We start from the raw sequence: 17898 nt of genomic DNA on the forward strand, positions 1-17898 counted from the left end.
GGCTCAGCCCTTCGTCAGGTAGCGGAAGTCAGGCTCCCGGCAGGGCCAGTACTGGTAGCCGCCGATGCTCTTCTGCATCGCCACATCATGGAAGGGCTGGGCGACCGGGATGAAGGGCACCTCCTGCATGCCGAGCTCGAGAAAGCCGCGCACGTTCTTCGCGTAGGTCGCCTCGTCCGCGGCGAAGCGGGCACCGTCGATCAGCGCGTCCATTGCCGAGTTCTGGTAGGACGGGATGTTGAAGATCGAATTCCGCCCATGGTAGTTCCAGAAGAAGAAGTAGTCCGGCCAGTCCAGCCAGCCGCCGAAGCGGTTGATCACCATCGGCGCGGTCTTCTTGTTCAGCTCGCCGCGGAAATTGGCGCCGGGTATCTTGCTCCAGCTCGACGGTGATGCCAAGCGGCGCCAACGCCTCCTTCACCAGCACGGCCATCGGCTCGGCGATGGTGCCGGACCCCGCATCGAACAGCAGCGTAGTGTTGAAGGGCGCGACGCCGCTTTCGGCCATCAGCGCCTTCGCCCGCTCCAGGTTCGCGTTGTAGGGGAAGGGCACCGGCCATTTCAGCTCGGCCGGCGTCGCCGGGCCGCCCCACATCGGCACGCCGCGGCCGAAGAGCGAGGCCTGCATGATCTGCTCATAGGGCAGCGCCCAGGCCACGGCCTGGCGCAGCTTGACGTTGCTGAAGGGCGGGTTCGCCGAGTTCAGCGCGACATACCAGACGGCATTCGGCACCGGCACCGCGGCGACCTTCACCTTGCCCCCATCGGCCAGGTCCTTGAAGTCCTTCGGCGGCAGGCCGTAGCTGATATCGGCGTCGCCGCGCTCGATCAGCGCGCGTCGGGTGCTGGGAGACGGGATGTCGCGGGCGATGACGCGGCGCAGCTTCGGCAGCGGGCCGTTCTTCCAATCGTCGTTGCGGACATAGATGGTTTCGGTGCCTGGGCGCCAGGAGTCCACCTTGAAAGCACCGCCGCCGGCGATGTTGTTCTTCAGGTAGTCCTTCGCCCAGGGGTCGCCGCCGCTGTTCCGGATGGCGAGTTCGCTGTCGAAGACGAAGGGGATTGTCACCGCCAGGTTCGGCAGGGTCAGCTTGTCGCGGCGCAGATAGTCCAGGCGGAAGGTCTTCTCGTCCACCACGACGAACTGCTCGGGCTTCTCCAGGCTGCCGGCATTCATCTGCGTGGTAGCGAAGCCGCCGATGCTGACGGCGCGGTCGAGCGACCATTTCACATCGGCGGCCGTGACGCTGCGGCCGCTATGGAAACGGGCATCTGCCCGAATTTTAAACGTCATGCTGGTGCCGTCGCTGGCCTCCTGCCAGCTCTCCGCCAGTTCCGGCTCCATCTGGTGGTAGTCGAAGCTGGTGGTGACCTCGTCCAGCTTGACGCGCTTGTAGCGGACCAGCCGGTCGTAGCAGTTCAGCGCCACGCCGTTGACGGGCTGCGACGACCCGATCCCCTGCATGTCGAGGCTATTGGGCCCGTATTCCTGCACCAGCAACAAAGTTTCGTTCCGGGTCGGCGCTCCTTGCGCCGCCGCCTCTCGGCTGCCCGCAACGACCAGGGGGGCGGCAAGGGCGGCCGGCACGGCCTTCAGGAAGTCGCGGCGATCCATGTTCTCTCCGGCCCGGCGGCATGCGTTGTGCGGGGATGGGAGCAATGGGCATGCCAGCGGCCGCGGCCGCTTTGACGAGCGCCGGAACCGCTCGCTAGTCTCGCCCTCCGCAGCCCAGGAAGACCCCGCCATGGCCGGCAGCCTCGCATGCACCCGTCCCCTGTCCGGCGCCGGCTTCGGCGGGCAGATCGAGGGCCCGGGCGATGCCGCAGCGCTGGTCGCGGCGGCGGAGGCGGCGCCGGAGGTCCTGCCCCGGATGCTGGCCGAGGCGCATGGGCTGCTGCTGCTGCCGGGCATGGGCGCAATGGCCGAGGCGCCGGAGCTGCTGCTCCGCCTCAGCCGCCTCTTCGGGCCGGAGGTCGAGAACTACCGCACCACCGGCATGGCGCCCAACATGGTGCATCCGACGGTGCCGGAGATCTTCGTCGTCTCCAACACCCCGCCGGTCGATCGCCAGCCACCCGCACTGCCCAACCCACCGCTGACCAAGGACGGCAAGCTGCCGGTGCAATACCCGCATCGCCGCGGTTGGCACACCGACCAGAGCTACCGCCGGCCGCCGCCCGACGTCTCGCTATTCCTGGCGGTGCTCCCAGTGCGGCAGGGCCAGGGGCAGACGCTCTTCGCCGATGGCATCGCGGCCTATGCGGCGCTGCCGGCCGGGCTGAAGGCGCAGATCGAGGGGCTGGAAGGGCTGCATGTCGGCGCCTCCGCTGGGCGGCGGCGCGAAGCCGTGGCGGCCGGGCTGCCGCCGCGCCCGCTGGCGCCGCATGAGCGGCCGCAGCGCCAGCCGGTGGTGCGGTTCCATCCGGTGACCGGGGCGCCGGCGCTCTACCTTTGCGAGCATGGCCAGATGGATTGGCTTGAAGGACCCTTCGTGGGGATGGAGCCGGGCCCGGCCGGCGCCGGGGCGGCGCTGCTGGACACGCTGATGGCGCATCTGACCCAGCCGCAATCCGTCCATGTGCATGAATGGACGCCGGGCGACCTGGTGATCTGGGACAACCGCTGCACCGTCCATGCCGCCACCTGGTTCGATGCGGCAAAGGAAGCCCGTGTGATGTGGCGCACCACGGTCGGCGGCAATCCCGGCCCCGCCTATGCCGGTGAGGCGAAGAGCTGGCTCGCGGCTTGACCCTAGCGCCGGCGGCGCCGCACCATCCTGCGCGGCCTGCGCCGCGGGAAGGAAGGCCATGGTCAACACGGCGGATGCGGGCGATCCGGAATGCCCGGTGCTGTTCGGCAGCTTCACCAGCAGTTCTAGCTACAAGCCGATGCTGTTCCTCTCGCTGTCGGGGCTACCCTTCTCCTTCCGCACGGTGAACCTGAAGAACGGGGTGCAGAAGTCGCCGGACTACCTCGCGGTGAACCGCTATGGCCAAGTGCCGGCGCTGCGGCATCGCGGGCTGACGGTGGTGCAGTCGAACATCATCCTCGACTACCTAGCCCGTGCTACCGGTCGCTTCGAGGGCGCGACAGAGCAGGCGCGCTGGTCCGCGCGGGAATGGCTCTCCTGGGAGGCGGATGCCATCACCAACGTCGCCAAGGTGCGGCACTACAGCCGCTTCCGCGCGGTGGACCCGGCGGTGATGGACTATTTCCGTCCGCTGGCCGAGGCCGCGCTGGGCTTCGTCGACACGGCGCTGGCGGATGGGCGGGACTGGCTGGTGGGCGGGGATGCGCCAAGCATCGCCGATATCGGCTGCTGGGGCCGCATGGTCTTCATGGCGGAAGGCGGGCTGGAGATCGCCCGCTGGCCGCATCTGCAGCGCTGGGCGGCGCGGCTGGCGGCGCTGCCCGGCTTCGCCCTGCCCTATGACCTGATCCCGAAGCGGGACTCGGGATTCGCCGGCCGCTAGGCCGCCTGCGCCACCCGCGCCGCCGCGCGGATCAGCACCGCGCCCTTCTCGGCGATCATGATCGTCGGCGCATTGGTGTTGGTCGAGGTCACCGCCGGCATCACCGAGGCGTCCACCACCCGCAGCCCCTGCAACCCGTGCACCCGCAGCTGGTCGTCCACCACCGCCATCGGGTCCGGGCCCATGCGGCAGGAACAGGTGGCGTGGAACACCGTGGTCCCGGTCTGCCGCGCATAGGCGAGCAACTCGTCGTCGCTCTGCAGCGCATGGCCCGGCAGCGTCTCCGCCACCAGGTAGCGGCGCAGCGCCGGGGCGTGGAACCAATCGCGCACCTTGCGCAGCCCGGCGATGACGGTGCGGCGGTCGCGGTCCTCGGCCAGGTAGTTCGGGTTGATCGCCGGCTGATCGCGCGGATCGCCGCTGCGGGCCAGCACGCTGCCGCGGCTCTCCGGCCGCATCTGCCAGAGGCCGGAGGTCATGCCGGGCTTCGTGTCCAGTTGCCGCTGCGTCCCCGGCGCATAACTGGCCGAGGCGAACAGCGCCTGCACGTCCGGCGTCGCCGATTCCGGCAGCACCTTGACCGAGGCGGCGAGCAGCGAGGCAGCATAGGTCAGCATGCCCCGCCCGGTGGCGACATACTTGAACACTTCGCCCGCGAAGCGCAGCCCGCGCGAGCGCTCGTTCAGCGTGGCGATGTCGCGCACCTCGGCCTGGACGCGAACCAGGAAATGGTCCTGGAAATTCCGCCCCACGCCGCGCAGCGCATGCCGCACCGGCACGCCGATGCGCGCGAGATGCTCGGGATCGCCGATGCCCGAGAGCTGCAGGAGATGCGGCGAGCCGATGGCGCCGGCCGAGAGGATCACCTCGACCGCGGCGTCCGCGCGCTCCGTCCTGCCGCCGCGGGAGAATTCCACGCCGACCGCGCGCCGCCCATCGAGGACCACTCGGTGCACCAGCGCGCCGGTGACGACCTGCAGGTTCGGCCGCGCCATGGCCGGCCGCAGATAGGTCCGCGCGGTGGAGGCGCGGCGTCGCCCACCGCGAGTCTGCTGCACCCAACCAATATGGTCGCCGAGCCCGTGCGGCAGGTCGTTCAGGTCGTCCCGGTATTCCCAGCCCATCTCGGTGCCGGCGCTGACCGCCGCCTCGCACAGTGCGGGCTGGTCCCGGGTGCGGGAGGTGAAGAGCGGCCCCTCCTGCGAATGCACCGCGTCGGCCGGGCCTTCCCAGCGCTCCGACCTGCGGAAGAAGGGCAGCACCTCCTCCGACGACCAGCCGCGATTGCCGAGTTGCGACCAGTGGTCGTAATCCTCGGGCTGAGAGCGAATGTAGATCATCCCGTTGATCGAGCTCGACCCGCCCAGCACCTTGCCGCGGGGATAGGGGATCTCCCGCCCGTTCAGACCGGACTCCTTGTCCGCCTTGAAGCCCCAGGTCAGGGTCGGGTGCTGCAGCAGCTTCATGTAGCCGGCGGGGATGTGGATCAGCGGGTTCCAGTCGCGGCCGCCGGCCTCGATCAGGATCACCCGCGTGGCAGGGTCCTCGGTCAGCCGGTTGGCCAGCACGCAACCGGCCGAGCCGGCGCCGACGATGACATAGTCCGCGCGCAGGATCATAGCCCGTACCTCAGTGGAAGACGCGGCCGGAATCGATGACCATGGTCTGGCCCGTCATCGTCCCGGTGCGGCAGAGCGTGACCACCATCTCGGCGCAGTCGTCCTTGTCCGCCGGCTTCTTCAGCAGCGAGGTGGCGGCCGAGCGCCCGATCATCTCCGGCCGCAGGTTGGCGGTGGCGCGGGTGCCGTCCAGCAGGCCGGGCGCCACGCAATTCACCAGCGTCTCCGGCGCCAGGGCGACAGCCATGCAGCGCGTCAGGTGGATCAGCCCCGCCTTCGAGACGGCATAGGCGATGGAGGAGCCGACCGGGTGCAGCCCGGCGACCGAGGCGATGTTGACGATGCGCCCCGCCCCCTGCGCCTTCATCACCGGCGCCACTGCCTTGATCAGCCGCATGGGCCCGGTCAGGTTCACCGCCATGATCTTGTCCCAGGCCTCGGCGGTCAGCCCCTCGAGATCGGTAAAGGGGATTGCCTGGTTGTAGGCCGCGTCGTTCACCAGGATGTCCAGCCGGCCGAAGCGCCGCGTCACCGCGCCGACCATTCCATCCACTGCCGCGGCATCGGTGATGTCGCACTGGAAGGCAGCGGCATTCGCCTGGTGGCGGGCGGCCAGCTCCCGCGCGACGCTTTCCGCCTGGTCGCGGCTCTGCGCGTAAATCACCGCGACATGGACGCCTTCCCGCGCCAGGGCATGGCAGATCCGCTGGCCGAGCCCGCCATTGCCACCGGTGACCAGGGCCACCTTCCCCTTGAGGTCCATGGACCCTTTCCCCCTATCCCAAGCGCGCACGGCTTCCCGTTTCGCACGGCAGAGTGCAGCCTGTGCCGCCCGGCAGGCAAGCCGGCCGGGACCAGGGAGGAGACCGGAATGTCGGACGCAGCGCGCTACGCCTTCCCCGAGGCGATCGTCGGTACCGCCTGGCTGGCGGCGCATCTCGGCGACCCCGGCCTGCGGGTCTTCGACTGCACCACCTATCTCCGCTACGAGACCGGCACCGGCCGGCCCTACCGGGTCGAGAGCGGCCGGGCCGATTACGACGCGGCGCATATCCCCGGCTCCGGCTTCCTCGACCTGCAGGGGGAGCTTTCGGACAGCGCCAGCCGCTTCAATTTCACCATGCCCGCGCCCGAGGAGCTGGCCGCCCGCTTCGCCGCGCGGGGATCGGCCAGGGCACCCGCGTGGTGCTCTATGCCCGGGCCAGCCTGCAATGGGCGACCCGGGTCTGGTGGATGCTGCGGGCGATCGGCTTCGACGACGCGGCGATCCTCGATGGCGGCTTCGACCGCTGGTCCGCCGAGGGAAGGCCGACCGCAACCGAGGAGACGCGGTACCCGCCGGCGGTACTGACGGCGCGGCCACGCCCCGGCCTCTTCATCGGCAAGGAGGAGGTCAGGGCCGCCATCGGCGATGCCGGAGCCTGCACCATCAACGCCCTGGCGCCCGACCTGCACCGCGGCGAGAACGCGCGATACGGCCGGCCGGGCCGCATCCCCGGCAGCGTCAACGTGCCCGCGGCGGCGCTGCTCGACCCTGCCACGCTCACTATCCGGCCGGCGGCCGAGGTCGCCGCCAGCTTCGCCGCGGTCGGCGCCGATCCGGGGAAGCGGATCCTGCTCTATTGCGGCGGCGGCATCGCCGCGACGCTGGATGCCTTCCTGCTGCACCAGCTCGGCTACCGCGACATCGCCGTCTATGACGCATCGATGAGCGAGTGGGCCAAGGACGAGTCCCTGCCAATCGAACAGGGCTGAGCGCCGGGCCACTGGCCCGGCTTTTGCTACCTTGGTAGCCGCTTAGCGGCGCAACGCGGCGTCACCTACGAGGTCCTTTTATGAGCACGATCTTCCTCGCCAATGCCCGCGTCGTCGACGGCACGGCGCCCGAGCCCAGCGCGCCGCAGGGCGTGGTGATCGAGGGCGAGCGGATCCGCGAGGTGTCGCCGGGCGCGCGGGCGCCGGCGAGGGCGGCGACCATCGACCTCGCGGGCAAGGTGCTGATGCCCGGGCTGATCGACTGCCATGTGCATACCGTCGCGGTGGAGGCCAGCCTCGGCCGCAACGCCACCCTGCCGGACTCGCTCGTCATGGCGCGCTCCATGCGGCTGTTGGGCGAGATGCTGATGCGCGGCTTCACCACCGTGCGCGACGTCGGCGGCGGCGACCATGGCCAGGTGATGGCGCAGGCGGAGGGCCTGTTCCCCGGGCCGCGGCTGGTGGTCTCCGGCAAGGCGCTCAGCCAGTCCGGCGGCCATGGCGATTTCCGCGGCCCCTTCGATCCCAGCCCGCCGCGCTTCTCCCACCGCCTCGGCGCCCTCGGGCGGCTCTGCGACGGGGTGCACGAGGTGCGCAAGGCGGCGCGGGAGGAGATCAAGGCCGGCGCCCGCTTCATCAAGATCATGGCGAATGGCGGCGTCGCCTCCCCCACCGATCCCATCCACTTCCTCGGCTTCTCGCGCGAGGAGATCCTGGCGGCGGTCGAGGAGGCGGCGAATGCCGGCACCTATGTCGCGGCGCATCTCTACACCGATGCGGGCATCCGCCGCGCCGTCGAATGCGGGGTGCACTCGCTCGAGCACTGCAACCTCATCACCACCGAGACTGCCCGCTTCGCCGCCGAGCGGGGCGCCATCGCCTGCCCGACCCTGGTCACCTATGACGCGCTGTCGAAGGAGGGCGAGGCGCTCGGGATCGGGGCCGAGGCGGTCGCCAAGGTGGACGACGTCCGCCTGGCGGGCATGGAATCCCTGCTGAAGATGCGCGAGGCCGGGCTGCCCATGGCCTATGGCACCGACCTGCTCGGCGCCATGCACCGCCACCAGTCCGACGAGATTCGTCATCCGCGGCCAGGTGCTGCCGGCGCAGGAGGTGATCGCCAGCACCACCCATGTCGCCGCCAGGCTCTGCCGGATGGAAGGGCTGATCGGCACCGTGGCGCCGGGCGCCTATGCCGACCTGATCGTGGTCGACGGCGACCCGCTGCGCGACCTGTCGCTGCTGACCGGCCAGGGCCGGCACATGCCGATGATCATGCAGGGCGGCGCCTGGATGAAGGGGGCTGATGCCGCCGCCGCGATATTGGCGGCGCTGGCTGCTGCGGGGGCGGCCGGCTTCGCGCTGGGCTTAATCCTGCTGCCCCTGGTCCTGGTCGCCTGGCTGGCCTTCTTCCGGCAGGAAATCCCCGCCTTTCCACCGGAGGGCTATACGCTGCGCTGGTTCGCCGCCATCCCGGCCAATCGCAGCTTCGCCTCGGGCTTCCTGGTCAGCCTGCAGGTCAGCCTCGCCGCCACCGCGATCGGCCTGTTGCTGGCGGTGCCGGCAAGCCTGGCGCTGGCCGGGCGCGGCCTGCGGCTGCGCGCCCCGCTGGCGACCCTGCTGACCCTGCCGCTGATCGTCCCCGGCGTGGTGCTCGGCGCCGCGCTCTATGTAGGGGAGCTGGAAGCCGAGATCGCCACGGAATGGCCGCTGCTCGGCTCGCTCGGCGGGCTGATCGCGGCGCATACGCTGATCGTCATCCCCTGGGCGGTGCGGCTGCTCTCGGCCAGCCTCGGCAACCTCGATCCGACGATCGGCGAGGCGGCGCGCAACCTCGGCGCCACCCCCTTCACCGCCTTCCGCCGGGTGACGCTGCCGGCGATCCGGCCGGGGCTGGTGGCGGCGACGCTGTTCGGCTTCGTTACCTCCTTCGGCAACCTCGAAGCCAGCCTGTTCCTGGTGGCGCCGGGCATGACCACGCTGCCGATCGCGGTGCTGCAATACCTCGCCTGGAAGATCGACCCGACCGTTGCCGCGGTGTCGCTGCTGCAGATCCTGGCGATCGGGCTGGCGATGCTGGTCACCAACCGTTTCGTCAAGCTCTCGCAGGTGGTCTGAGCCATGGCCCGGTTGGAGATCGAGGCGTTGACCAAGCGCTACGGCGTGGCGACGACGGTGCGGGACGTCTCGCTGACGGTCGAGGACGGCGAATTCCTGGTGCTGCTCGGCCCCTCCGGTTGCGGCAAGACGACGACGCTGCGCATGGTCGCCGGCTTCGCCGAGCCGAGCGGCGGCCGCATCCGGCTGGGCGGCGAGGACATCACCCACCGCCCGGCCTGGCGGCGCAACACCGGCATGGTGTTCCAGAGCTACGCGCTCTTCCCGCACATGACCGTCGCCGGCAACGTCGCCTTCGGGCTCGAGATGCGGAAGGTCCCGCGCGCCGAGCGCGAGGCCCGCGCGCTGGAGGCGCTGCGGCTGGTGCGGCTGGGCGGGCTGGCGGACCGTCTGCCGCGGCAGCTCTCCGGCGGGCAGCAGCAGCGCGTGGCGCTGGCCCGGGCGCTGGCCATCCGCCCCGACGTGCTGCTGCTCGACGAGCCGCTGTCGAACCTGGACGCCAAGCTGCGCGAGGAGGTGCGGGTCGAGATCCGCCAGCTGCAGCGCCAGCTCGGCCTGACCACCATCATGGTGACGCATGACCAGGAGGAGGCGCTGACCGTCGCCGACCGGCTGGTGGTGATGGCGGAGGGCGAGATCCGCCAGATCGGCAGCCAGCGCGACCTCTACGAGCGCCCGGCCGACCGCTTCGTCGCCGGCTTCGTCGGCCGCAGCACCTTCCTGCCGGGCCGCGTCGCCGCGCCCGGCCTGTTCGAGACGGCGGGCGGCCTCCGCATCGCCTGCCGCGCGGCGCCGGGCACCGGACCCGCGACGCTCGCGCTGCGGCCGGAAGCGATCCGGCTGGACCCTCCGCCGGAGGCCGCCAACCGCCTCGCGGGCGAGATCGAGTTCCTCTCCTATCTCGGCCCGCTGCTGGAGCTGCATGTGCGGCTCTCCGCCGCCGATCGGCTGGTCGTGCATGTGCCCAACCAAGCCGGGCTGCGCCCGCCGGCGCTCGGCGAGCAGGTGGTGCTGGGCTGGCCGCCGGAAACCGGCATGATCTTCCTCGACCCCACCTGACCCGGAGACCGACCGCATGCGCATCCCGACCCTCGGCCGCCGCCAGGCGCTGCTCGGCGCCGCCGCGCTTTCCACGCCCCTGGCCTTGCTCGGCCGCCCCGCCGCGGCGCAGGCCAGCGGCCGCGTTGTCGTCGGCACCTGGGGCGGCGACTATGCCCGCCTGCTGACCAAGAACATCGAGGAGCCCTTCCTGGTGAAGCAGGGGCTGGAGGTGGTGCAGGACCAGGCCTCCGACGCGCCGCGCCGCGCCAAGATGGTGGCGGAACGCCGGCTGCCTCGCGGCACGGTAGACATCCAGGGGCTCTCGGCGGCCAACATGCACGAGATGGGCGAGGCCGGCGTCGCCGAGACGATCGACTACGGCCGCCTGAAGAACGCCGCCAACATCCTGCCCTCGATGCGCTATACGTACGGCATCGGCCACATCTATTCCGGCAAGGTGGTGCTGTTCAACCCGAAGCTGGTGGCCAGGCCGGCCGGCTTCCGGGAGGCGATGGACCCGAAGCATGGCGCGAAGCTCGGCTTCATCGACATCCAGTACCAGTTCGTCATGGTGGCCGCGGCGCTGGCCGCCGGCGGCAGCGTCTCCAACCTCGAGCCGGGCAAGGCGGTGCTGCTGGAAGCCAAGAAGGCGGGCGCGCGGCTGTATCCCACGAACGAGGCCTTCGCCCAGGCGATGAAGACCGAGGAGATCGGCCTCGGCGTCATGTGGAAGGCACGCGGCGTGCAGTGGCAGAATGCCGGCATTCCGCTGGAGATGGTGGCGCCGGCCGAGGGCATCCCGATGTACGTCACCGGCTTCTCAATCCAGAAGAACGCGCCGAACAAGGCCGGTGCCTATGCCTATATGGATGCGATGCTGGAGAAGTCGGCGCAGGAAGCCTTCGCCGTCGACATGGGCTTCAATCCCACCGTGACCAATGCGGTGGTCGCGCCCGAATTGCACGCCCGCATCGGCTTCACGCCGGAGGAGGAGAAGCGCCTGGTCGATCTCGACTATGCCTACCTCGCGCGGGAGAACGCGGCGATGAAGGAATGGTGGGACAAGGTCTTCAAGGGCTGATGCAGGCCGGGTCGCTGCGGGCGGGCGCGCTGGTCACGCCCGCCAGTCTCTTCGTCGCGGCGGCGCTGCTGCTGCCGCTCGGCCTGCTGTTCCGCTACAGCCTGAATGCCTTCGTCCCCGGTCAGTTCATGGTCGAGGCGCTGACCCCGGCGAACTACATCAAGTTCTTCACCGATCCCTTTTACCTCGCGGTGTTGTGGCGGACGGTGCGTATCGCCGCGCTGGTGACGCTGATCTGCCTCCTGCTCGGCTTCCCGCTGGCCTATGTGCTGGCGCGGACGCAGAGCCGGGCGAAGAGCCTGCTGATCATCGCCGTGGTGCTGCCGCTCTTCGTCGGCAACGCCGTCCGCGCCGCGGGCTGGATGGTCGCCTTTGGCGCCAAGGGCGCGGTGAACGCCGCGCTGCTCGGCCTCGGCCTGGTCGCCCGTCCCATCGACATCATGTTCACCGAAACGGCGGTGGTGGTCGGCATCACCGCGGTGAACCTGCCCTTCATGGTGCTCAGCCTGCAGAGCGTGATCGAGGGTATCGACCGCTCGGTTGAGGAAGCCGCCTTCAACATGGGGGCGAGCCCCGCCGCCATGCTGCGGCACGTGCTGCTGCCGCTGGCCATGCCGGGGATCCTCGCCGGCTGCATCCTGACCTTCATTCTCGGGATGAACGCCTATGCCACGCCGGTGCTGCTCGGCGGGCCGCGCTTCCAGACCATGGGACCGCTGGTCTATGGCCAGTTCATCGAACAGAACAATTGGCCATTCGGCGGCGCCATCGCCTTCATCCTGATGGGGGCGACGCTGCTGCTGACGACGCTGTCGCATATCCTGGTGCAGCAGCGGATGCGGCGGGGCTGAACGCCATGCCGCCCATTCAGGCGGTGGCCAACGGCATCGGGATCGGCTTCACCGGCGGCTGGCCGCGCAGCCGCCCGACCGCGGCCACGCCGCAGCCAAGCGCCGCGGCCAGCACCTCCGCCCCGGCCGGGCCGCAGACGCGGCCCTGGCAGCGGCCCATGCCGATGCGGGTAAAGGCCTTGGCGCGGTTCACCTCGGGCGCTGGACCGGTAGGTGGCTCCGCCGCCGCGGCGCGCAGCTCGCCGGCGGTGATCGCCTCGCAGCGGCAGAGGATGGTGTCGTCCGCCATGCCGGCGGCGAGCCCCGCGGGAAAGGGGAAGGCACGCTCGAGCGCGGCGCGGAAGCGGGCCTGGCGGCGCAGGGCACGATCGAGATGCACGACCTGCGCCGCATCCGGCTTGTGGCCTGCATCCTCCAACAGCGCCAGCGCGGCGCGCGCGCCGGCGCGCTCGGCGACCTCCGCCCCGCCGATTCCGGCGCCGTCGCCGGCGAGGTAGACACCCGGCACCGACGTGCGCCCGGTGGGGTCGCGGCGCGGCACCCAATTGTGCTGAAGCGGATCGAAGTCGAAAGGGATGTCGGCCAGGTCGGCCAACTGCGCCTCCGGCTTCAGCCCCCAGCCGAGGCCCACGGCATCGCAGACGGTCCGATGCTCCGCGCCCGCCGCATCGAGCCAGCGCAGGGCCGTCACGGACTCCTCGCCCTCGATTGCCAGCGGCACCACGCCCTCCGCGACCGGGATGCGCCGCGCCCGCAGCCACGCGGTGTAGTAAAGGCCTTTGGCCAGGGTCCCCGGCCCGTGCAGCAGGCCAGGCGCGGCCGCCAGCTTGGTGGCGAAGCGCGTGGTGTCGAGCACCGCCGCGACCTCCACTCCTGCTTTGACATATTGGTAGGCGGCCAGCCACAGCAGCGGCCCGGTGCCAAGGAAGACCACCCGGCGCCCGATGGCGCAGCCCTGCGCCTTCAGCGCGATCTGCGCCGCGCCGAGCGTGGTCACGCCCGGCCGCGTCCAGCCCGGCAGCGGGATGACACGGTCCATCGCCCCGGTGCAGAGCAGCACGGCGTCATAGCCGATCGCCTGCTGCGCGCCGTCATGCAGCAGGTCCAGCGTCCGGGCCTTCGGTCGGAGGTTCCAGACCAGCGTGTCCGGCCGCCAATCCGTCCGCGGCTTCAGCGCCCCGAGCGCGGCGTGCAGGGCGGTCGCGCGCCGCGCCTCGAAGCCATAGAGCGCGCGCGCATCGCGGCGGAAGCCGGCGGGCGGCCGCTGGTAGATCCGGCCGCCACCATCCGAGGCCTCGTCGATCCAGATGGGCGCCAACCCGGCCCGCACCAGCTGCTCCACCGCGCGCACGCCGGCGGGGCCTGCGCCGACCACCGCGACCCTCATGTCCGACGCACCCGCATCCCCGGCGCCACCAGCGTGCCGCAGGCGCGCCGCCGCAGCATCGCGCTCTCCGGCCCCTCCACCGTCACCCAGCACTCCTGGCAGGCGCCCATCAGGCAGAAGCCGGCGCGCCGTCCGTCGCCGAACTCGCTGGTCCGCAGCCAGCCGGCGCCGGCGGCGAGGATGGCGGTCAGCAGCGTGTCGCCCTCCCGCGCAACCAGCACCTCGCCATCGAGGTGGAAGCGCAATTCGGCGCGGTCCTGGTCCAGCACCCGCTGTAGGGTCACGGCGTGGTCTCCATCAACTCCTCGGCCCGCAGGCAGGCGACGCGACGGCCGGGGCCGAACGCGCGCAGTGGCGGCCGGGTTATCGCGCAGGCGGGGATGGCATGTGGGCAGCGCGGGTGGAAGGCGCAGCCCGGCGGCGGGTTGGCAGCGGAAGGGATCTCCCCGATGATCCGCGGCAGCGCGCCGCGGCGCGCCGGGTCCGGCACGGGGGAAGCCTCGCGCAGCATGCGGGCATAGGGATGCAGCGGCGCTTCCAGCACCTGCGCCGCAACTCCTTCTTCGACGATGCGGCCGAGATACATCACCGCGACCCGGTCGCAAAACCAGCGGACCACGGCCAGGTCGTGACTGACGAACAGGAAGGACAGGCCGCGGCGTTGCCGCAGCTCCCGCAGCAGCAGCAGCACCTGGGCCTGGACCGAGACGTCGAGCGCGCTGACCGGCTCGTCGGCGACGATCAGCTCGGGTTCCAGCGTCAGGGCGCGGGCGATGCCGATGCGCTGGCGCTGGCCGCCGCTGAACTCGTGCGGATAGCGGTCGAGCGCGGCGGGCGGCAGGCCGACCTCCTCCAGCAGCGCCGCGGCGCGTCGGCGGGCCTCGGCGCCGGTCGCCAAGCCGTGCACGCGCATCGGCTCGACCAGCGCCGCGCCGATGGTCTGGCGCGGGTCGAGCGAGGAATAGGGGTCCTGGAAGACGATCTGCATGCGCCGGCGCAGCGCCTTCAAGACCGCGCCGCGCGCCGCCAGCACGTCCTCGCCGCGCCAGCGGACGCTGCCGGCATCCGGCTCGATCAGCCGCAGCAGGGCGCGGGCGGCGGTGGACTTGCCGCAGCCGCTCTCGCCCACCAGGCCGAAGGCCTCACCCTTGGCGATGGTGAAGCTGAGGTCCTCTACCGCGCGGATCGTGACCGTTCGACGGCGCGGGAAGCCGGTGGTCGTGGTGAAGTGCTTGCGCAGCTCCTCCACCGCGAGGATCGCTTCACTCATGGCGCAGCCTCGGGTCGGTGGCGTCGCGCAGTCCGTCGCCGATCATGTTGAGGCCGAGCACCAGCAGCAGGATGGCGACGCCGGGGAAGACTGCCAGCCAGGGCGCGTCGAGGATGTTCTCGAACCCGTCGCGGGTCATGCCGCCCCAGGTCGCGGTGGGCGGCTTGGCGCCGAGGCCGATGAAGGAGAGCGAGGCCTCGACCCGCACCGCGGTCGCCAGCCAGAGCGTGCCCATCACCAGCACCTCGGGCAGGATGTTCGGCAGGATGTGGCGGAACAGGATGCGGGCATGGCTGAAGCCGAGCGCCCGCCCGGCCTCGACGAAGGCGCGTTCCTTCAGCGCCAGGGTCGGCGCCCGGGCGATGCGAGCGAAGGGGGCGATGGCGGTCAGGGCGATGGCGAGGATGAGGTTCTGCAGCTCCGGCCCCAACAGCGCGACGACGATCAAGCCGAGGATGAGCGAGGGGAAGGACAGCAGCACGTCCATCACCTGCATGGTGAGCAGATCGGCGCGCCCGCCGACATAGCCGGAAACCAGGCCGATGGCGCCGCCTGCCAGCATGGCCAGCGCGATGGCGCCGAGCGAGACGCTGAGCGAGATGCGCGCGCCCCAGAGCAGGCGGGAGAGGATGTCGCGGCCGAACTGGTCGGTGCCCAGCAGATGGTCGCCGCCGGGCGGCTGCAGCCGGGCCAGGATGTCCTGCTCCGCCGGGTCGAAGGGCGCGACCCAGGGCGCGAGCAGGGCGCCGAGCAGGATGCCGAGGCAGAGCAGCGCGCCGACCAGAGTCGTCGGGTTGCCGGCGAGGCGCCTCATGCCTTCACCCGCGGGTCGATGACGCCGTAGAGCAGGTCGGTGACCGTGTTCACCACCACGATCAGCACGCAGTAGATCACCATCAGCCCCTGGAGCATGGTGTAGTCGCGCTGGTTCAGGGCGCCGACGATGACCTTGCCAAGGCCAGGGCGGTTGAAGACGATCTCGGTCAGCACCGAATTGCCCAGCAGGATGCCGACATAGAGCCCGACCACGGTGACGATCGGGATGGCGGCATTGCGCAGCCCGTGCACCCAGACGATGCGGCGGCGCGGCACCCCTTGGCGCGGGCGGTTCGGATGAAGTCCTCCCCCATGCTTTGCAGCATGGCGCTGCGCGTCACGCGGGTGATGTAGGCAGCCATGACCAGGCCGAGCGTGATCGCCGGCAGGATCAGCTTGTGCAGCCGATCCAGCGGATCGCTGAGGTCGGCATTGCCGATCACCGGGAAGACTTGCCAGTGCAGCGCGAAGGCCAGCAGCAGGAAGATGCCGGAGACGAAGACCGGGAACGACAGGCCAAGCAGCGAGAGCAGGCGCGCCGCGACGTCGACCGCCCGGTTGCGGTGCAGCGCCGCGGCGATGCCGGCCGGCACGCCGACGACGATGCCGAAGACCATGGCCGCCAGCGTGAGGTCGATGGTGTGCGGCAGCACCGCCGCGACCTCCGCCGTGATCGGCCGCCCCGTGACCATGGAGGTGCCGAAATCACCGACCAGCGCGCGCCGCATGAAGCCGAGATATTGCGCAGCCAGCGGCTGGTCGGTGCCGAGCTTGGCGCGCAGCGCCGCCGCCGCCTCTGGCGTTGCCTGGTCGCCCAGGATAACCAGGGCCGGATCGCCGGGGACGATGCGGACGATTACGAAGACGAGCGTCAGCACCGCCAGCAGCGTCGGCACCGCGGCCAGCAACCGGCGCGCGATGAAGAAAACCATTCAGCGTAGCCGTGTCTGCTCGGTGATCAGCGGGCCAAGGCCCATCGAGCCGACCAGCTTGTAGCCGTATTCGAGGTTGTCGCGCCGGGCGAAGACTAGCAGGGTCTCCACCAGGGGCACGGCGCAGACCTGTTGCACCAGGATCCGCTGCGCCTCGGCCCAGAGCTTCAGTTGCTCCTCCCGGTTAGTGCTGACCCGGGCCGCGTCGATCTGCGCATCGGCCTGGTTGCAATGTGAGAATTGGTTACGGCCGTCGGCGTCTTGACAATGGATCGGCCATGGAAGAACTGGCTGAGGTAGATGTCGGCCACCGGGAAGCGTGCCGCCGCGTAATAGACCAGCGGCGAGAGGTCCTGGCGGATCTGCTGGTGGAAGGTTGCGTGCTCGACCACCTGCAGGTCGAGCGTGATGCCGGCGCGGCGCAGCTGCTGCTGCACCACCTGCATCATGTTTAGCATCTCCGGCAGCTGGGTATGAATGGCCTTGATGGTCAGGCCGTTGGGGTAGCCGGCCTCGGCCAGCAGCGCCTTGGCCTTCGCCACGTCATAGCCCAGCAGGCCATTGTCGCCGCTGAAGCCCAGGTAGCCGCGCGGTACCGGACTCTGTCCTCGCGACTCACATCCGGGCCGCGCCAGCGCACCAGCTCCGCCCGATTGACCGCGTGCGCCATCGCCTGACGGACGCGGATATCGGTGAAGGGCGGCTGAGTGATGTTGAGATTGAGAGATCGTCAGCTCGGCCGGCTCGAAGATGTCGACCGTGACGCCCGGGATCTGCCTGACACGGTTGATCCAGGTCTGGTCGGCCCGGCCATAGTTGAGGTCGAGCTCCTTGTTCTGGAAGGCCAGGTCGCGGGAGGCGTCGGACGGGATGAAGCGGTAAGAGATGCCGGCGATCTGCGGCTTGCCGCGGTAATAGGCCTGGTGCGCCACCAACTCCGCGCTCTGGTTCGGCGTCACGCCCTGCAGGGCGAAAGGGCCGGTGCCGATCGGGGCACGGGTGAAGCCCTCCCCTTCTGCTCGACCGCCCGCTTCGAGACGATATATCCGCCGGCATAGTTGGTTAGGATGCCGAGCAGGCTCGGCACGTTTTCCCGCAGCACGATGCGGACGGTATAGGGGTCCACCGCCTCAATGCTCTCGAAGGCACGGAAATCGGCGGAGAAGGCGGAGGTCGCGGCGGTGGCCGACTTCTTCAGGCTGAAGACGACGTCATCCGCCGTCATCTCGCCGAAGCCGCCATGGGATTGCACGCCGTGGCGCAGGAAGAAGGTCCAGGTGCGGCCGTCGGGGCTGCTCTCCCAACGCTCTGCCAGGTCCGGCTCGATCGCCGCCGGGTCGATGCTGCCAGGCGGGAAGCGCACCAGGCCATTGAACATCCAGCCGACCACGACCCTGTCGATGGTGGAGGTGGCGAAATGCGGATCCAGCCGGCCGACATCCTGCGCCGCCATGCCGACGCGGAGCGTCTGCGCCTGCGCAGCCAGCGCCAATCCCACTGCCGCCACCGTGCCCAGCCATGCCGCGCGCAACGCTTTCATCGCACCGTCCCCCA

At 70.4% G+C, this 17898-nt stretch carries 18 protein-coding genes and 2 pseudogenes; 8 read left to right on the forward strand and 12 right to left on the reverse strand.

The window, feature by feature from the left end; translation table 11 throughout:
- Positions 1 to 3 precede the first annotated feature (3 nt).
- Together ACQ86J_RS06360 and ACQ86J_RS06365 are read right to left on the reverse strand one after the other, a co-directional pair.
- Complete coding sequence (locus ACQ86J_RS06360) at positions 4 to 129, reverse strand: hypothetical protein (protein WP_431270458.1); 126 nt, start codon at positions 127 to 129, stop codon at positions 4 to 6.
- Positions 86 to 1615: an ABC transporter substrate-binding protein gene (locus ACQ86J_RS06365; protein WP_431270459.1), complete on the reverse strand. Its 1530-nt coding sequence runs from the start codon at positions 1613 to 1615 to the stop codon at positions 86 to 88. The genes ACQ86J_RS06360 and ACQ86J_RS06365 overlap by 44 nt, the downstream gene beginning before the upstream one ends.
- Positions 1616 to 1745: 130 nt before the next feature.
- Here ACQ86J_RS06365 and ACQ86J_RS06370 point away from each other — a divergent pair, with 130 nt between their 5' ends.
- Together ACQ86J_RS06370 and ACQ86J_RS06375 are read left to right on the forward strand one after the other, a co-directional pair.
- Positions 1746 to 2750 (forward strand): TauD/TfdA dioxygenase family protein, encoded by a 1005-nt coding sequence (locus tag ACQ86J_RS06370; RefSeq protein ID WP_431270460.1) that lies wholly within the window; start codon positions 1746 to 1748, stop codon positions 2748 to 2750.
- Positions 2751 to 2808: 58 nt separating this feature from the next.
- Positions 2809 to 3474 carry a glutathione S-transferase family protein gene (locus ACQ86J_RS06375; RefSeq protein WP_431270461.1) on the forward strand — a complete coding sequence of 222 codons (666 nt, stop codon included), beginning with the start codon at positions 2809 to 2811 and terminating at the stop codon, positions 3472 to 3474.
- Here ACQ86J_RS06375 and ACQ86J_RS06380 read toward each other — a convergent pair.
- Both ACQ86J_RS06380 and ACQ86J_RS06385 read right to left on the reverse strand, forming a co-directional pair.
- The gene (locus ACQ86J_RS06380) at positions 3471 to 5093 is read right to left on the reverse strand and encodes a GMC family oxidoreductase (RefSeq protein WP_431270462.1); all 1623 of its coding nucleotides are present in this window, start codon (positions 5091 to 5093) and stop codon (positions 3471 to 3473) included. The two genes, ACQ86J_RS06375 and ACQ86J_RS06380, sit on opposite strands and share 4 nt — an antisense overlap.
- Before the next feature lie 10 nt (positions 5094 to 5103).
- Positions 5104 to 5856, reverse strand: a complete 753-nt coding sequence (locus ACQ86J_RS06385) for an SDR family NAD(P)-dependent oxidoreductase (RefSeq protein ID WP_431270463.1) — start codon at positions 5854 to 5856, stop codon at positions 5104 to 5106.
- Positions 5857 to 6278: 422 nt separating this feature from the next.
- Here ACQ86J_RS06385 and ACQ86J_RS06390 point away from each other — a divergent pair, with 422 nt between their 5' ends.
- The 6 genes and pseudogenes from ACQ86J_RS06390 (at position 6279) to ACQ86J_RS06415 (ending at position 11939) form a co-directional block, all read left to right on the forward strand.
- Entirely contained in the window at positions 6279 to 6848 is a 570-nt protein-coding gene (locus ACQ86J_RS06390; RefSeq protein WP_431272315.1) for a sulfurtransferase, read from the forward strand.
- 245 nt (positions 6849 to 7093) lie between these two features.
- Positions 7094 to 7849, forward strand: a pseudogene (locus ACQ86J_RS06395) (metal-dependent hydrolase family protein); the annotation flags it as partial.
- A 154-nt stretch (positions 7850 to 8003) separates the two neighbouring features.
- On the forward strand, positions 8004 to 8966 hold the full coding sequence (locus ACQ86J_RS06400) for an ABC transporter permease subunit (RefSeq protein WP_431270464.1): 963 nt from the start codon (positions 8004 to 8006) through the stop codon (positions 8964 to 8966).
- A 3-nt stretch (positions 8967 to 8969) separates the two neighbouring features.
- Positions 8970 to 10025, forward strand: a complete 1056-nt coding sequence (locus ACQ86J_RS06405; RefSeq protein WP_431270465.1) for an ABC transporter ATP-binding protein — start codon at positions 8970 to 8972, stop codon at positions 10023 to 10025.
- Between the two features lie 16 nt (positions 10026 to 10041).
- A complete protein-coding gene (locus ACQ86J_RS06410; RefSeq protein ID WP_431270466.1) occupies positions 10042 to 11088 on the forward strand; it encodes an ABC transporter substrate-binding protein in 1047 nt (348 codons plus the stop codon).
- Positions 11088 to 11939: an ABC transporter permease gene (locus tag ACQ86J_RS06415; RefSeq protein WP_431270467.1), complete on the forward strand. Its 852-nt coding sequence runs from the start codon at positions 11088 to 11090 to the stop codon at positions 11937 to 11939. The genes ACQ86J_RS06410 and ACQ86J_RS06415 overlap by 1 nt, the downstream gene beginning before the upstream one ends.
- A gap of 16 nt (positions 11940 to 11955) precedes the next feature.
- Here ACQ86J_RS06415 and ACQ86J_RS06420 read toward each other — a convergent pair whose 3' ends face one another.
- The 8 genes and pseudogenes from ACQ86J_RS06420 to ACQ86J_RS06455 form a co-directional block, all read right to left on the reverse strand.
- A complete protein-coding gene (locus ACQ86J_RS06420) occupies positions 11956 to 13326 on the reverse strand; it encodes an FAD-dependent oxidoreductase (protein WP_431270468.1) in 1371 nt (456 codons plus the stop codon).
- A complete protein-coding gene (locus tag ACQ86J_RS06425) occupies positions 13323 to 13610 on the reverse strand; it encodes a (2Fe-2S)-binding protein (protein ID WP_431270469.1) in 288 nt (95 codons plus the stop codon). The genes ACQ86J_RS06420 and ACQ86J_RS06425 overlap by 4 nt, the downstream gene beginning before the upstream one ends.
- Positions 13607 to 14596, reverse strand: a complete 990-nt coding sequence (locus ACQ86J_RS06430; protein ID WP_431270470.1) for an ABC transporter ATP-binding protein — start codon at positions 14594 to 14596, stop codon at positions 13607 to 13609. Before ACQ86J_RS06430 ends, ACQ86J_RS06425 begins: the two co-directional genes overlap by 4 nt.
- On the reverse strand, positions 14589 to 15410 hold the full coding sequence (locus ACQ86J_RS06435) for an ABC transporter permease (RefSeq protein ID WP_431270471.1): 822 nt from the start codon (positions 15408 to 15410) through the stop codon (positions 14589 to 14591). Before ACQ86J_RS06435 ends, ACQ86J_RS06430 begins: the two co-directional genes overlap by 8 nt.
- Positions 15407 to 16344, reverse strand: a pseudogene (locus tag ACQ86J_RS06440) (ABC transporter permease). Before ACQ86J_RS06440 ends, ACQ86J_RS06435 begins: the two are co-directional and overlap by 4 nt.
- Positions 16345 to 16482: a hypothetical protein gene (locus tag ACQ86J_RS06445; protein WP_431270472.1), complete on the reverse strand. Its 138-nt coding sequence runs from the start codon at positions 16480 to 16482 to the stop codon at positions 16345 to 16347.
- A gap of 29 nt (positions 16483 to 16511) precedes the next feature.
- Positions 16512 to 17390, reverse strand: coding sequence for an ABC transporter substrate-binding protein (locus tag ACQ86J_RS06450; protein WP_431272316.1), 879 nt, complete (start codon positions 17388 to 17390; stop codon positions 16512 to 16514).
- Positions 17300 to 17884, reverse strand: a complete 585-nt coding sequence (locus ACQ86J_RS06455) for an ABC transporter substrate-binding protein (protein ID WP_431270473.1) — start codon at positions 17882 to 17884, stop codon at positions 17300 to 17302. Before ACQ86J_RS06455 ends, ACQ86J_RS06450 begins: the two co-directional genes overlap by 91 nt.
- Positions 17885 to 17898: the final 14 nt, after the last annotated feature.

Source organism: Dankookia sp. P2 (assembly GCF_050632255.1).
Taxonomy (GTDB): domain Bacteria; phylum Pseudomonadota; class Alphaproteobacteria; order Acetobacterales; family Acetobacteraceae; genus Paracraurococcus.